9 protein-coding genes, 1 pseudogene and 1 other annotated feature are annotated in these 15,685 nt (G+C 37.7%); of the genes and pseudogenes, 8 read left to right on the top strand and 2 right to left on the bottom strand.

Features of this window, described 5'->3' with window-relative positions; genetic code table 11:
• The first annotated feature begins 26 nt into the window (after nucleotides 1–26).
• Nucleotides 27–128 (top strand) — a sequence feature (Trp leader region).
• A 26-nt stretch (nucleotides 129–154) separates the two neighbouring features.
• The 7 genes and pseudogenes from PZ638_RS10330 to PZ638_RS10295 all read left to right on the top strand — a co-directional run bounded on the left by PZ638_RS10330 (nucleotide 155) and on the right by PZ638_RS10295 (nucleotide 11,658).
• On the top strand, nucleotides 155–1,729 hold the full coding sequence (locus PZ638_RS10330) for an anthranilate synthase component 1 (RefSeq protein ID WP_206277793.1): 1,575 nt from the start codon (nucleotides 155–157) through the stop codon (nucleotides 1,727–1,729).
• A pseudogene (trpD, locus tag PZ638_RS21325) lies at nucleotides 1,729–3,363 on the top strand (bifunctional anthranilate synthase glutamate amidotransferase component TrpG/anthranilate phosphoribosyltransferase TrpD). The gene PZ638_RS10330 and the pseudogene trpD overlap by 1 nt, the downstream one beginning before the upstream one ends.
• Before the next feature lies 1 nt (nucleotide 3,364).
• On the top strand, nucleotides 3,365–4,756 hold the full coding sequence (gene trpCF, locus PZ638_RS10315) for a bifunctional indole-3-glycerol-phosphate synthase TrpC/phosphoribosylanthranilate isomerase TrpF (protein WP_206277791.1): 1,392 nt from the start codon (nucleotides 3,365–3,367) through the stop codon (nucleotides 4,754–4,756).
• A 47-nt stretch (nucleotides 4,757–4,803) separates the two neighbouring features.
• Nucleotides 4,804–5,994, top strand: coding sequence for a tryptophan synthase subunit beta (gene trpB, locus PZ638_RS10310; RefSeq protein WP_094960531.1), 1,191 nt, complete (start codon nucleotides 4,804–4,806; stop codon nucleotides 5,992–5,994).
• Nucleotides 5,994–6,800, top strand: a complete 807-nt coding sequence (gene trpA / locus PZ638_RS10305) for a tryptophan synthase subunit alpha (RefSeq protein WP_206277790.1) — start codon at nucleotides 5,994–5,996, stop codon at nucleotides 6,798–6,800. The genes trpB and trpA overlap by 1 nt, the downstream gene beginning before the upstream one ends.
• A 493-nt stretch (nucleotides 6,801–7,293) precedes the next feature.
• The gene (locus PZ638_RS10300) at nucleotides 7,294–9,441 is read left to right on the top strand and encodes a two-partner secretion domain-containing protein (protein ID WP_272674177.1); all 2,148 of its coding nucleotides are present in this window, start codon (nucleotides 7,294–7,296) and stop codon (nucleotides 9,439–9,441) included.
• Nucleotides 9,442–9,975: 534 nt separating this feature from the next.
• Complete coding sequence (locus PZ638_RS10295; RefSeq protein WP_004254154.1) at nucleotides 9,976–11,658, top strand: ShlB/FhaC/HecB family hemolysin secretion/activation protein; 1,683 nt, start codon at nucleotides 9,976–9,978, stop codon at nucleotides 11,656–11,658.
• Nucleotides 11,659–11,990: 332 nt separating this feature from the next.
• On the opposite strand, the gene ompW is transcribed toward PZ638_RS10295, so the two are convergent.
• Nucleotides 11,991–12,641: an outer membrane protein OmpW gene (ompW, locus tag PZ638_RS10290; protein WP_094960528.1), complete on the bottom strand. Its 651-nt coding sequence runs from the start codon at nucleotides 12,639–12,641 to the stop codon at nucleotides 11,991–11,993.
• 404 nt (nucleotides 12,642–13,045) lie between these two features.
• Here ompW and PZ638_RS10285 point away from each other — a divergent pair, with 404 nt between their 5' ends.
• On the top strand, nucleotides 13,046–13,798 hold the full coding sequence (locus tag PZ638_RS10285; protein WP_096863786.1) for a YciC family protein: 753 nt from the start codon (nucleotides 13,046–13,048) through the stop codon (nucleotides 13,796–13,798).
• 49 nt (nucleotides 13,799–13,847) lie between these two features.
• Here the strand turns inward: PZ638_RS10285 and PZ638_RS10280 are convergent, their stop codons facing one another.
• Complete coding sequence (locus tag PZ638_RS10280; protein ID WP_206277592.1) at nucleotides 13,848–15,650, bottom strand: SulP family inorganic anion transporter; 1,803 nt, start codon at nucleotides 15,648–15,650, stop codon at nucleotides 13,848–13,850.
• Between the last annotated feature and the right edge of the window lie 35 nt (nucleotides 15,651–15,685).

Below are 15,685 nucleotides of genomic sequence, written 5' to 3'. Positions count from 1 at the left end.
ATACAATGACTTTATTAAATTTATCAAATCGTTGGTGGCGTGACTTCCCAAATTGGGCGGAAGCCGCACGCGCATAGTTATTGTATGTTTCAGTGCCAAACCCGCCCTTCCTCGGCGGGTTTTTTTATGTCAAAAATTAGCGTAAGGCAACATAATGAACGAACAAAACACCACATTAGCACATTTTAAGTATCTGGATAGCCCAATTAATTATCAGCCTGACCCAACATTATTATTTAATCATTTGTGTCATCAAGTTCCATCAACAATGCTGTTGGAATCCGCTGAAATTAATAATAAAGCCAACTTGCAAAGCTTATTGATTGTCAACAGCGCGCTACGTATTCGTGCTTTTGGCCAACAAGTTGAAATAGAAGCGTTGACGCCAAATGGCCAGGCCTTATTACCTAAACTGTTAGCTCAATTAACAGATTTAATCATGCATCATAGCATGCAAGAAAATAGTTTGACGGTAACGTTCAGCCAGCCTGGACAAGATTTAGACGAAGACAGCCGCCTGAAGGCTGCATCTAGCTTAGACGTTTTACGTGCACTACCCGCTCTTGCACAAGCCTATTCCACAAAACCTGAAAATCTGTTTGTTGGTGGATTGTTTGCTTATGATTTAGTCGCGAGTTTTGAAGATTTACCCAAGGTAAATACCGTTAATCACTGCCCTGATTACTGTTTTTTTGTTGCTGAGCATTGTTTAGTGATCGACCATCAAAATCAGGCTGCACGTCTAAAAAGTTGCCTATTTACGCAAAATGAGCAAGATGTCGAAACTGTTACGCAGCGTCACGCTCAAATTATCGCTTCGTGCCGGCCGTTCTTGCCAGCGCTTCCTTTAGCAACTGCGCCTGACTTTGCCGTCTCGGTAAACAAAAATGACCCAGAATATGGGGAAATTGTCACCTCATTAAAAGAAGCCATATACCGTGGGGATATTTTTCAGGTTGTGCCTTCTCGTAAATTTACGATGCCATGCTCACATCCCTTAATTGCGTACCAAAAACTCAAAGCACAAAACCCAAGCCCTTATATGTTCTACATGCAAGATGACGCATTCACACTCTTTGGGGCTTCACCCGAAAGCGCACTCAAATATGCGACAGCAAATCGCAAAGTGGAAATTTATCCAATCGCCGGAACTCGCCCTCGTGGACGAAATGCCCAAGGTGAATTAGACCTTGATTTAGATAGCCGAATTGAGCTTTCCATGCGTTCTGATGAGAAAGAGCTTGCTGAACACATCATGCTCGTTGACTTAGCACGTAACGATTTAGCGCGTATTTGTGAAGCGGGTAGCCGTTACGTTGCTAACCTAACTAAGGTTGACCGCTATTCTTTCGTGATGCATTTGGTTTCTCATGTCGTGGGAACATTACGCCAAGATTTAGATGTTTTTCATGCATATCAAGCCTGTATGAATATGGGAACGTTAACGGGTGCACCAAAAGTAAAAGCAATGCAGCTGATTGCGCAATATGAACAAGAGCGCCGAGGATCATACGGGGGGGCTGTGGGATATTTTCAAGGAAATGGTGATTTTGATACTTGCATCGTTATTCGCTCCGCCTACGTAGAAAATGGCATTGCCACTGTACAAGCGGGAGGTGGTGTCGTTCTAGACTCCATACCTCAAGCTGAAGCCGATGAAACCCGTAATAAAGCACGTGCGGTGATCCGTGCAATTGCCCAAGCACACCAAGTTAAGGAGTTATTCTAATGGCGAATATTTTACTGCTCGATAACGTTGACTCCTTTACTTATAACCTGGTAGACCAACTACGTGCGGGTGGACATCAGGTGGTTATTTATCGCAACACCGTCAGTGCAGAACATATTTTATCTGTATTAAATCAAATGGTTTCACCTATTTTAGTCTTATCACCCGGTCCAGGAAAACCTAGTGAAGCAGGTTCAATGCCAGAAATATTGATGCGCGTAAAAGGCAAAATTCCTGTTATCGGTATTTGCTTAGGTCACCAAGCTATTGTTGAGGCCTATGGTGGAACTGTCTCTGCTGCAGGTGAAATTTTGCATGGTAAATCCTCAATAGCCACACATGATGGATTAGCCATGTTTAACCATCTTGAAAACCCAATATCAGTGGCTCGCTACCACTCTCTTGTTGGTAGCCAAATTCCAGAGAGCTTGACCATTTGTGCTCAGTCAAATGGCATGGTCATGGCTGTACGTAATGATAGCGATAGAGTTTGTGGATTCCAATTTCACCCAGAATCCATTTTAACAACCCAAGGTAAACAGTTGTTAGAAAACACCGTGGCATGGGCTCTTTCTACTCCCAATGCAATCGAATCCACTCATTCGCACTAACGGAATACTAAAGAGCCAATTATGCAAAATATTTATGATAAATTATTTAAAGCGCAGCCGCTAACTCAACAAGAAAGCCAGTACTTGTTTAATGCCATTATTCAAGGTGAATTAACAGAACCTCAGTTAGCCGCTGTGTTAATCAGTATGAAAATGCGTGGCGAACAACCACAAGAAATTGCGGGTGCCGCTCTAGCTTGTTTAGAAAATGCACAACCCTTTCCCCGCCCTGACTACCTATACAGTGATATTGTTGGTACAGGGGGAGATGGTGCAAATAGTATTAATATTTCAACAGCAAGTGCCTTTGTTGCTGCTGAATGTGGTATTAAAGTAGCCAAACATGGTAATCGTAGTGTTTCGAGCCGTTCAGGTTCTTCAGATTTACTGGCTGCTTTTGGTATCGCTCTTGATCTCAGTGCGCAAAGTGCTCGTGACGCATTAGATGAGCTTGGTGTTTGTTTTTTATTTGCACCGCAATACCATAGTGGGTTCCGCCATGCGGCCCCTGTACGCACTCAATTGAAAACCCGAACGTTATTTAATGTATTGGGGCCATTAATCAATCCGGCTCGTCCGCCAATTGCCCTTATAGGAGTTTACCAAGAATCATTAGTAAAACCGGTGTCTGAAACATTACAGATGCTTGGTTTCACCCGTGCAGCTGTGGTACACAGTGGAGGGATGGATGAGGTTTCATTACATGCAGTAACTCAAGTCGCTGAATTAAAAGATGGCAAAGTACAACATTACCAATTAACTGCAGATAATTTTGGGTTAGAACCGTATCAATTACGTGACTTAGAAGGCGGAACACCAGATGAAAACCGCGTGTTACTTAGTAACTTGCTTCAAGGCCATGGGCAAGCTGCTCACGAAGCTGCTGTAGCGGCCAATGTCGCCATGTTGATGCGTATTAATGGCCATGAAGACTTAAAACAAAACAGCGAACACGCACTCGCAATTATTCGTAGCGGTAAAGCATTTGACCGCGTCACAGCACTCGCGGCAAGGAACCAATAAAATGAAAGCGACAGTCTTACAAAAAATTGTTGATGATAAAGTTGATTATTTAATCGAACGCAAAGCCAAGCAGCCATTAGAAAGCTTTATTGCTGGTATTCAACCTAGCCAACGTAGTTTCTATAACGCACTAAGCGCAAAACGCCCTGTATTTATTTTAGAGTGCAAAAAAGCATCGCCTTCAAAGGGGTTGATTCGTGCTGACTTCGATCCCGCTGTGATAGCTAAAACTTATGCGCCCTACGCATCCGCGATTTCCGTTCTTACTGATGAAAAATATTTTCAAGGGAATATGGATTACTTAACGATTGTCAGTAATACCGTAAAACAACCCGTGTTATGCAAAGATTTCATCATTGACCCATACCAAATCTACCTTGCACGTTACTACCAAGCGGATGCCATTTTACTCATGTTATCTGTCTTAAATGATGATGAATATAAAGCGTTAGCAGAAGTCGCTCATCAACTTAATATGGGAATATTAACGGAAGTCAGTAATGAAGAAGAATTAGAGAGAGCAATTCGGTTACAAGCCAAGGTTGTTGGTATCAATAACCGTGATTTACGTGACCTTTCTATTGATTTAAACCGAACTCGTGAACTCGCACCCCGCTTAGCGAAGGGTACCATTGTGATCAGTGAGTCAGGTATTCATCAACACCAACATATTCAGTCGCTGAAACAATTTGCGAATGGTTTTTTAATCGGTAGCGCCTTAATGGAGCAAGCTGACCTAGATAAAGCCATTCGAAACTTGTTAGTGGGAGAACATAAAGTCTGTGGTTTAACCCGCGAGCAAGATGCAAAAGCCGCATTTGAAGCGGGAGCACACTATGGAGGATTAATTTTTGCTGAAACCTCCCCTAGAAAAGTGACGTTGTCACAGGCGCAGAATATCATCCATGCCGCGCCTTTAAAATATGTCGGTGTTTTCCGCAATCAGTCCGCGGATTTTGTTGCCCATATCGCCAAGCAACTTGCATTATCTGCGGTACAATTACATGGTGAAGAAGATACTTCTTATATCAATACGTTAAAAACATTTTTACCAAACTACTGTGAAGTTTGGAAGGCGCTTGATATGTCACGAACAACTCTAGATGACTACGATACACAAGGTATTGATGTGTTATTGCTGGATAATGGCTCTGGTGGTACTGGCAAAACCTTCGATTGGTCAGCAATCCCCTCGTCCACAACACAGAAATTAATGATAGCGGGGGGGCTTACCCCTGATAACTGCCTAGATGCAGCTAAGTTACTGTGCAACGGATTGGACTTTAATTCAGGGGTTGAAATTGAACCAGGTATAAAAAGTCAACAAAAAATAAATTTGGTGTTGTCAACGTTGTTAGCCAAATCAACGGCTCATCAATACACAACGAAATGAAAGACTCCAACACCAATTAATGTAACTGATAAAATGGACAATAAATAATGAGCAAATTAGATCCGTATTTTGGCGAGTTTGGTGGGCAATATGTCCCAGAAATTCTTATTCCTGCGTTAAACCAATTAGAAGACGCGTTTATCGACGCACAGAATGATGATGAATTTATTCGTGAGTTTCACGACTTACTAAAAAACTATGCAGGTCGCCCTACTGCGCTAACGTTATGTAAAAATCTAACCGCAGGTACAAAAACAAAATTATATTTAAAGCGAGAAGATTTACTGCACGGCGGTGCCCATAAGACTAACCAAGTATTAGGCCAAGCACTACTTGCTAAGCGAATGGGAAAAACTGAAATAATTGCAGAAACAGGCGCTGGGCAGCACGGCGTTGCGACAGCACTGGCTTGTGCATTACTGAACATGAAATGCCGTATTTATATGGGTGCCAAAGATGTAGAACGCCAGTCTCCCAATGTATTTCGCATGAAATTAATGGGCGCTGAAGTTATTCCAGTTTACAGCGGTTCAGCCACATTGAAAGATGCCTGTAACGAAGCATTAAGGGACTGGTCTGGCAGCTATGATAAAGCTCATTATTTATTAGGAACCGCGGCGGGGCCACACCCTTACCCAACAATTGTACGTGAATTCCAACGTATGATTGGTGATGAAGCAAAACAACAAATTCTCGAAAAAGAAGGCCGTTTACCTGATGCTGTCGTTGCCTGTATTGGTGGTGGTTCAAATGCAATCGGCTTATTTGCCTCTTTTATTCCAGAAGAAGATGTGAAACTAATCGGTGTGGAACCTGCTGGATTAGGTATTGAATCCGGCCAACATGGTGCCCCGTTAAAACATGGCCGTGTCGGGATTTATTTCGGTATGAAATCGCCAATGATGCAAACCAATGAAGGTCAAATTGAAGAATCATATTCTATCTCTGCAGGATTAGATTTTCCGTCTGTTGGCCCTCAGCATGCCCATTTAAACAGTATCGGTCGTGCTGAATATGTTTCTATTACTGATGATGAAGCCTTAAATGCTTTTAAATTATTATCACGTAAAGAAGGGATTATTCCTGCATTAGAGTCATCTCATGCACTCGCTTATGCATTAAAAATGGCGGAGCAAGAACCTAATAAAGAACAGTTATTAATCGTCAATTTGTCTGGCCGTGGTGATAAAGACATCTTTACGGTACATGATATTTTAGCCAGCAAAGGAGAAATCTAATGGAACGCTACACCCAACTTTTTGAACATTTAGCTCAGAAGAATCAAGGCGCATTTGTTCCATTTGTCACTTTAGGTGACCCAGATGCTGAGTTATCATTAAAAATTGTCGATGCTTTGATTGCTGGTGGTGCTGATGCATTAGAAATTGGTATTCCATTTTCTGATCCACTGGCAGATGGCCCAACTATCCAAAATGCAAATTTGCGTGCATTTAAAAGTGAAATTACCCCAACAATTTGTTTCGAACTACTCCGTCGTATTCGAGAAAAACACCCTACTATTCCTATTGGCTTATTAGTCTATGCAAATTTAGTTTTTACGAATGGTATTGAAAATTTTTATATTCGCTGCGAAAAAGCAGGTGTTGATTCTGTATTAGTTGCAGATGTCCCTATGTCTGAATCAAAACCATTTCGCGAAGCGGCGCTAGCTCACAATATTGCACCCATTTTTATTTGCCCACCAAATGCTAATGATGAGCTACTGCAACAGATCGGGAAATATAGCCAAGGTTATACTTATTTATTATCTCGTGCAGGCGTGACAGGTACTGAAAAAAGAGCAGAAATGCCATTGACTCACTTATTGAGTCAATTAAACCAATATAAAGCGGCTCCCGCCCTACAAGGTTTTGGAATATCAGAACCTGAGCAAGTCGAAGAAGCGATTAAAAATGGTGCTGCAGGCGCAATTTCAGGTTCAGCTGTGGTTAAAATTATTGAAAATAACCTACATCGCCCTGACGTTATGCTTAAATCATTAACTGAATTCGTTGCAAAAATGAAAGCAGCAACACAAAAATAGATAAGGAATAAATAGTAATCAAGTCATATTTAAAATTAATGGCTTGGTTACTTAAAATTATAAAAAATAGTCTTAAATAAACTTTACCTAGCCTTCTATAATTAAATTTTAAACTAATTTAAATATAATAGATATCAATTAACTATTAATTAGCTATTGATTAAATAGCTAAAATTTAATAATCATAATATTTACTAATCGAATCCATTAATATCAAGAATAATACTTACGTACTTACACACTGGTAAATCCCCTTATCAAATCCACAGCAGAGTAAACCTTACTAATTGATTTTACTAAGAATAATCAACCGTTGTATATAAAACACCATTTATATCAAAATATAATTATTTTAAGCTATTTGCACCCGTATGATTCAACTTAAGTACAATTAAATTTTAATAAAAACAAATATCACGGATAATCTTCATGCTTTAATGGAATTTTATTTAGCTATTTTTAATTTTATCTATAGTCTATTTTAGGGATATTTATGAAACAGCCTACCACTCATCCTATGATGAAAATCAAACCACTCTTTTTAAGTGTATCTGTTATTTTAGGGTCAATATCTGTTGCTCACGGCGCCGTTGTTAATACAAATGGTGCTGGTGTAATAAATCAAAGTAATGGCCCGACTATCGTTCATATTAAAGGAGCTAGTGACAAAGGTGTCTCACATAACATTTATAGCCAATTTGATGTTGACCAAAAAGGGGTTATTTTAAATAATAGCGCAACAAATACGAATACCAGTTTAGGCGGACAAATCAATGGAAACCTAAATTTAAATAATGGTAATGGCCCTGCAAAAGTCATTTTGAATGAAGTTAATTCATATAAGGCAAGTACCCTAGGCGGAATGATTGAAGTTGCAGGTGATAAAGCACAAGTTATCGTTGCTAACGCATCTGGTATCACATGTAATAATTGTGGTTTTATCAACACAGACCGAGTAACTCTAACAACGGGTAAACCAATTGTTGCTGGCGGTGAAGTTCTTGGCTATAACGTTGAAAAAGGCCAAATTATTATTAATAGCCGCTTAAAATCAGACTCCCCAACGGATATCATCGCTCGTTCTGCGGTGATCCAAGGTGATATCCACGCTAAAGAAATTAATGTCGTCGCAGGTAATAACTTTGTCGATGCCAAAGGTAATTTCGTGACTAAAGTTCAAGGCGTTGGAAATGCAACTCGAATTGGTGTCGATGTAGCCGCCATGGGTGGTATGTATGCTGACAAAATTACCTTAATTTCAACTGAAAGTGGAACTGGTGTTTCCAATAACGGAAACCTAGCTGCCGGAATCGGTGGAGTTAATATTGATTCAACTGGCTTAGTGTATAACCAACGCGGAAAAGTAAATGCCAATGGCAACATCAATATAAAAGCCAATGGTTTATATAATAATTCCACTATTATAGCTAATGGCGATGTTGATATTGATTCTCAAAGATTAGTTCTAAGTAATGTGAATGGACAGATTAAGTCTAATGGCGGTAATCTCAAACTCACTTCAGCTTCGAGTATTGATAACCGAAATGGTATTGTCCATGCTCAAAAAGACATGAATATCTCAACTGCAAATGTTGTTAATACTAATGGTTCAATCAAAACTAATAGTGGCGATATTGCAATTCGTGCAACAGGGAAGATTGATAACAACTATACCTTACGTAGTAATGTTGTTAATGCAGACGAACGAGGAATTCGAGCAGGTGGTAATGGTAGTTTAACTATAGAAACAACCACCCTAGCAAACGATAACTCAACATTATTAGGTCGTGATATTACAATAAATGCTCGTAATACTATCACTAATAATAATAACTCTCAAATTTCAGCAAAAAGAAGAATCGATATAGATACTATTACGTTACAAAATAGTAACTCATTGATTAAATCTAACAATGGCCCAATCAATATCACCTTGGGAAGTAACCTAGTAAATAATGGTTATTCTTCAATTGATAGTGGAAAAGCCTTAAATATTAATGCTCATGTTGTTAATAACCAAGGTTCACTAATTTCTGGTGCAGGTAAGTCCAAGTTTGATGTGTATTCCCTTAACAACCAATATGGTTTTATCAAAGGAAATAATATAGACATTAAAGCAACTTACTTAAACAACCTCAGAGGTTTAATTACTGCTGATTCTAATGTCGTAGTTAATGCAACAACTGTAGATAACAGCTATGCTAGCGGTTTTAATGCTTATGCTAGCAAATACGGTGTTTCCGGCCAAACGGGTGGTATTTATACCAAAGATGGTTCTATTACTATCAAAGCAAATGGCATAAATAACAACTCTGGTGTGATTGTTTCAGATGCACAGGAAAAGGCTGGAAATAAAGGCGATATTAATATTACACTAAGAAATGACCTTGATAACCGTAGTGGAAAAATTCAAGGTGCTAATGATGTCAATTTAGATCTTAATAAGCTAGATAATACCAAATCAGGTTCAATTCATGCTGGCAAAGATTTAAACATTGATGCCTTTACTCGCGTAGATAATAACACTGGACGCTTAAGTTCAATGAACAAAACTACGATTACAAGTCCTATAATTTACAATAGCCCTACTGGACAAATCCTAGGTTCAATGATTGTTTTAAATACACCTTATTATTATTAATTAGGTCAAATAAGGAGGCTACTAGCCTCCTTATTTTATTACGCCAATACGGAGTGATATTAAAATAGTATACACCATTATTTTAATATCATTGACAAACCTTAAATCTTTCTAATGTTTACTTATTTTTAAAGCAAGACAAAATAGTTTAACTCTAAGTAAAAAAACTTATTTAATCTAATTTAGCGTATTTACTAGGCATTGATTTCATTAAGAATTAATCAAACCACCAAAGATTAAATTATATTAGTTATATTTTCAGTAGTAATCCCCAAAAGCATTTACACTAACTCAATCAATTTAATTAATTTTTATTTATTATAAATTTAACGCATAATTAAATTATGTAAAATAAGAAAATTAGCAATAGGTTTATTATAGGGATATACATGTACTCATTTCAAAACAAAAGACTGATGGAGATTAAACAAGAAAATTCTGATGTATTTAATTAATAAATAATCACATCGGCAATTTATTAGTCTTTATATCATAAAAATAACTTTAATCTTTATTAAAATTAATGTGGTGCACATGAATTTTCGATTTATTTTTTTATTATCAACTTTAACTTCTTTGCCTTTAGCTGCATCAGCTAATACCGCACAAATTATTGACCAACAAATTAATAACCAAGCTAGCCAAGATCGTTCTCGCCAACAACAGACTCAATTAGAAGCTAAAGATGCCTTAGGTAAAACTAGAGAGCGTTCAAATAATATTTTAGTTTTTGATGATGAGAAAGATTGTTTTCAAATGAAACAGGTTATCTTACTCTCTGAGCCTAAACTCCCTTCTATGCGACCTCTAGAAGCTTATGCAAACCAAGTTGTTGGTGTATGCATTGGTATTAATGGCGTTGAAACTTTAGCAAAGGGCTTACAAGATAAAATAATTAAATCAGGCTATGTCACAACACGAGTTAATATTCCAGAACAAAACATCAGTGAGGGTATTTTAACGCTCCAGATTATTCCAGGTAAAGTTGCGAATGTAAAACTTGCAGAAGGTAGCGACACTTATATTACATTAGGTGCGATTATGCCTGCTAAAGAAGGGGATATTCTGAATATTCGTGACATCGAACAAGGCTTAGAGAACCTTGAGCGGATACCGGGTGCTAAAGTGAATATAGAGCTAGCACCGGGTAAAGAGTTTTCCACATCTGATATTTCCATACAAAGAGAAAAATCATCTCACTTTAACGTAGGTGGATATTACAATAACTCAGGAAGCCGCCAAACGGGCAAAGATCAAGTCGGAGTGACTTTGTATGCTAACAATTTAACGAGTTTAAATGACACAATATATGTTTCAGCAGGAAAAAATTTAAAAAACCAAGCCCGCTACAGCACCAGTAATACTGCAATTTATTATGCCGTACCTTACAACTACTGGCTTTTTTCATTGTATGCAAGCAAAAGCGACTATAAACAAACTATTAATGACTCCGTATTTAGCTATAAGTATTATGGTGATAGTAAATATTATAATGCTACGGCGAGTAATGTTTTCTTGCGTGGGCAAACGTTCAAAGACACTGCATCAATTCAACTAATTAAAAGAAAATCAAAATATAAATTAGAGGATGTCGCCCTACTTTCCCAACAACGTGACCTTACCAGCCTTAAGCTCGGTGTTAGCCACCGTCAAAACATCAATAATTCAACTATCGATGCTTCAATATATTATCAACGTAATGTACCTTGGTTTGGTGCCGAAGAAAGCTGGGATATGAAATATGGTGATGTCAGCAAAATGAGCCGTGTTTATACTGCCGATATTTCAGGAATGTTCCCCTTCGCCTTTGATAATTTTATTATGAGTTATAATCCACAACTGTTTATACAATACTCACGAGACCGCTTAACCATTCAAGATCAATTTTCGTTAGGTAACCGTTGGACGGTTCGTGGTTTTGACGAAGAATTTTCCCTAATAGGTGATAAGGGTTTTTACTTACGCAATGAGTTTAACTTTTATATTCCTGGCTTCTCCATCTATCCATACTATGCTCTTGACTATGGACGTGTATTCGGCGGTGTTTATCCGTTAGGTCTCTATTCTGATGACCAATTATTAGGAATGGCTATAGGCATGAGAGGTAATGTTAATATATTTAGTTATGACTTATTCTTAGGTGCCCCACTTTATAAGCCGGATGAATATGAAACCAGTAGCGTCAATGCTGGGTTAAACGTGCAATGGTTTTGGTAATTTAATATTGTAAATTTGAATAATATCTTAAAGCTGAATACGCCCCTGTATTCGGCTTTTTTATTTCAAGGTAATTAGTCTCAATATTTTTATTAATTACCCTAAATAAAGATAATCAATAAGTACCTTTACTTTATTATCACTCTATAACACTAATTAATATATTATAAATATCATTATCATAATTTGTTTTTTATGATGACCATTTGTTAAATATATGTTTAAGCTTAATGGTAATTGAAAAATCCGAGAATACGAATATTCTCGGATTTCCTACTTCTCTCTAGTCCTTCAGAATTCAGGTATTACCTGTATTGCATCCTATCAAATTCTTAGAAACGGTAACCCGCACCGAACATAAATACAAATGGGTCTAAACGAGTATTAACTTTATACTGTTCACCACCCGCTTTAAATTTCACATCACTCTCAATATTCATCCACCAAAGAGAAGCGTTTAACATCCAGTTATCAGTCAGCATGTAATCCATACCTGCTTGTGCCGCGAAGCCCCACGAGCTTGATAGATCTAGATCAGATAAGCCTGCAGTTTTTCCGGTAGAGTTAAATTTCTCATCAAAGAAGAAAGTATAGTTAACACCGGCACCTAAATAAGGACGTAATTTATCTTCTTTACTACCAAAATAATACTGCGCCATTAATGTTGGTGGTAAATGTTTTACCGTTGCAATATTACCTGTAGGGCCTGTACCAACTTTATGTTCAAACGGAGTTGCTGCTAATAATTCCACACCGATATTATCAGTGATCATATACCCAAAAGTTAAACCTAATTGAGTATTATTATTCGCATCAAAGGTACCTAAATTACCTAATCCATTAATTTTAACATCATCTCCTCCGACATTAGGTCTGACTGTTGCAGTACCCGCGCGAAAAAGAAAATCGCCAGCTTCATGAGCAATAGAAACTGCTGGAGCTAAAGTTGCAGCAGCTAATACAAGCGCAGTGAGTTTTTTCATTATCAATCCCATTCCTATGTTTTTATTTTAGGAAAATATACCGTATTATTTAAATTGATGTTCAAATCAAGATCACATCTTTTACTAATTTATAGGTAAACCAATAAATATGGATTTATTATTTCATTTATTGTTTTTTTATTTTTGATTTAAATCAATTTTTATAAAGTAACTAACAAAATAAAAATTTGATTTCTAAATATAGATATTTATTTCAAAACTTAAACATGCATAAAAAATACAATTTATATAAATTCATTTCTTGGGTTAATTACATTCGATCATCATGAGCAATATATTTTTCTTAACCTCCCGAATTTTCTTATCTTTCTCTACCTCTAGGCGTGATACTCGGTTACAATTAGATTAAAATTTTGATCCCGTTTGTAGATAGGAGCAGTGTCATGTCCATTTCGGCCAACTCACTCATCAGTGATAGTATCAATTTCTTTAAAAACCAATTGAGTGGCCTCCTCACCATTGTGCTCTTAGCCACCGTGGTAAGCCTTGTCATCTATGCGATGATGATCCCTAGTGAACAGATGATAGGTGTTCTTGCTCAAGCACAAAGTAAAATGATTGAATCTGGTAATTCGGGGTTACAAGACTGGATTCTAAATCTATCTGAAGAAGATAAAAGTAGTATTTTGCGTGTTTCTTTTGGATTGATTCTCTCCGTCACTCTTGGCAGTTTGTTCCTTATTTGTGGCACATTATCCTATATCTCAGGGATGTCTCGTGGCGAAGATATGACAGGACTTCAAGCGATAACATCATCACTGAACAAAGCGCCTTCTATGTTTCTTCTGTTGGTCGTTTGCTCGCTGCTTATCCAATTAGGCATCACAATTATGGTTCTACCTGGTATCGTGCTAGCCATTGGTTTTTCCTTAGCGCCAGCAATTTTAATGACAGAAAATACCAACCCATTTAGTGCGATGGGAAAAAGCTGGAAATTGGCTTATGCAAATTGGCGTGTCGCTTTACCGATGATTTTAATTTGGATGGCCGTTCAAATGCTTATCAGTGTTCTATTGGGTAACCTTAATATGAATCATATTGCGATTAATGGTATCTCCTTTTTACTCAATAATGTTGTAGCCGCATTTGCTTTAATTTACTTTTATCGTTTATATATGCTAATCACAAAAAATTGATCTCGCTGATAAAAAGGTATCATTTGATACCTTTTTATTTACGTTATTTTTAAACTTTATCTGAGTTAATATTCGTTGGTCTAATTCGATTTTCGCAATCATATTCTAATGAGCCTGGGTCCTTCCCGCTCTCTTGTGTCTTTCTTTCTTCCACACATTTCATTTGAATTTGCTGCTTACTTTGAATTAAACGGATCGCAAAATAAATATCCGGTACCACTAATAAATCATCATCTGAACGGTTGATTTTATTTTGTTCTAACCAACGATTAAGAGAAGTTCTACGCCCAGCTAATACCAAAGTCACTCCTTTCGCCTTCAAAGATGTCACAATATCATTCAATGTGGAAAATACGCTCACATCATTATGCGTAAAGCTGACAGCAGCATCAACAATCACCCAAGCGGGTCTTTTACGTTGATTATCTAAATGTTTATTTAGCCGCTCTTTAAAGTAATTCACATTAAAATAGGTAAGCGGAGAATTGAAACGATAAATTAGGACACCATCAACTTCTTGAATATCATTTTCTGATGTCATCGAGTGCAACATACCATGCTCATCAACGCCTAATAGTTGATCTGTTGGCCTAAATATAATTCGGATAAACTGTAATAAACCTAATAAAACGGCTAAGCCTACACCACTAATCAAACCAACTACCAACACTGCGCATAAAGTAAAAACACATAAGAAAAAAGCTTCTCTATTGCGTTTACGCATTGATAAAATACTGCGGAAACTGAGCAAGGAATAAGTTGAAATAATTAAAACCATCCCTAAAGCAGGCATAGGGATATATTCCAATAAATTCATAGAAAAAAGTAAAACAGCTAAGATGGTCACCGCGGCAACGAGGGAAACCAACTGTGTTTTCCCTCCCATCATATCATTAACTGCTGTACGGCTGCTCGCAGCACTCACTGCAAAACCTTGACCAAAAGCAGAAGCAATATTTGCCATTCCTAATGCTCTTAATTCTTGGTCTGCATCCACGGTATAGCCATTTTTGCTTGCAAAACTTCGCGCTGTCATCATAAAGCTTACAAAGCTAATCACTGCTAAGTTTAATGATGGAATGACAAGATCTCTGAGTAACCCTGGCGGAAAATCAGGCATAGGTATATAAGGAAGTCCTTCACCTAAATCCCCAACCGTGCTAATGCCATATTGCTCAAGATTAAATAGAATACTGGCTGCTGTAGCCAAAACCATTGCAATTAATAGGGACGGCCACTTACTCCTTACTCGTTTAATCACTAAGGTGATTACCAATGTTGCAATAGCTACTAATAATGTCGGAATATGTGTTTCCATTAGCGCTAATGGAAACGCTATTAAGCGTTCAATAAACCCTGAAGGTAAAGTCGTAATACCAAATATTTTACTGATTTGGCTGACTATAATCGTAAGAGCTACCCCATTTAATAAACCTTGCAATATCGGTCTCGATAAAAAATCAGCAAAGGTACCTAAACGAAACCTTGCTGCAATCAAACACCAAACCCCAGTCATAAAACTCATGACAATAATCAGTTGCCAACGAACGGTTTCATCCCCCATTGCGAGTGGTGCGACTGCGGCTGCAATTACAGCACATGTTGCGGCATCAGGCCCGATAATCAATTGTTTCGACGTACCAAATAACGCATAGAAAAACATCGGTAAAATACATGAGTATAATCCGACAATGGCATTCACCCCCATTAATTCGGCATAGGCAATAGCCACTGGCAAAGCAACTGCAGCGACAGACAAACCCGCTTTAACATCAGGACCTAAGTCTGTACGTTGATAGTTAAATAGCGTTTTTAAACCTGGCATCCAGACAAATAGCTTTGCCTTTATCATGGGAGAAAAGTACCTATAAATTAGCAAGTTAAATT

The sequence above is a fragment of the Providencia hangzhouensis genome (genome assembly GCF_029193595.2).
GTDB classification, from domain to species: domain Bacteria; phylum Pseudomonadota; class Gammaproteobacteria; order Enterobacterales; family Enterobacteriaceae; genus Providencia; species Providencia hangzhouensis.
The sequence above is the reverse complement of the archived record's forward strand: the minus strand, read 5'-3'. Positions and strand labels throughout refer to the sequence as shown.

Bases quoted from the DNA above. Each gene is read 5' to 3' on its own strand.
- PZ638_RS10330 (WP_206277793.1), top strand. From the start codon at position 155: ATGAACGAACAAAACACCACATTAGCACATTTTAAGTATCTGGATAGC.
- trpCF (WP_206277791.1), top strand. From the start codon at position 3,365: ATGAAAGCGACAGTCTTACAAAAAATTGTTGATGATAAAGTTGATTAT.
- trpB (WP_094960531.1), top strand. From the start codon at position 4,804: ATGAGCAAATTAGATCCGTATTTTGGCGAGTTTGGTGGGCAATATGTC.
- trpA (WP_206277790.1), top strand. From the start codon at position 5,994: ATGGAACGCTACACCCAACTTTTTGAACATTTAGCTCAGAAGAATCAA.
- PZ638_RS10300 (WP_272674177.1), top strand. From the start codon at position 7,294: ATGAAACAGCCTACCACTCATCCTATGATGAAAATCAAACCACTCTTT.
- PZ638_RS10295 (WP_004254154.1), top strand. From the start codon at position 9,976: ATGAATTTTCGATTTATTTTTTTATTATCAACTTTAACTTCTTTGCCT.
- ompW (WP_094960528.1), bottom strand. From the start codon at position 12,641: ATGAAAAAACTCACTGCGCTTGTATTAGCTGCTGCAACTTTAGCTCCA.
- PZ638_RS10285 (WP_096863786.1), top strand. From the start codon at position 13,046: ATGTCCATTTCGGCCAACTCACTCATCAGTGATAGTATCAATTTCTTT.
- PZ638_RS10280 (WP_206277592.1), bottom strand. From the start codon at position 15,650: ATGATAAAGGCAAAGCTATTTGTCTGGATGCCAGGTTTAAAAACGCTA.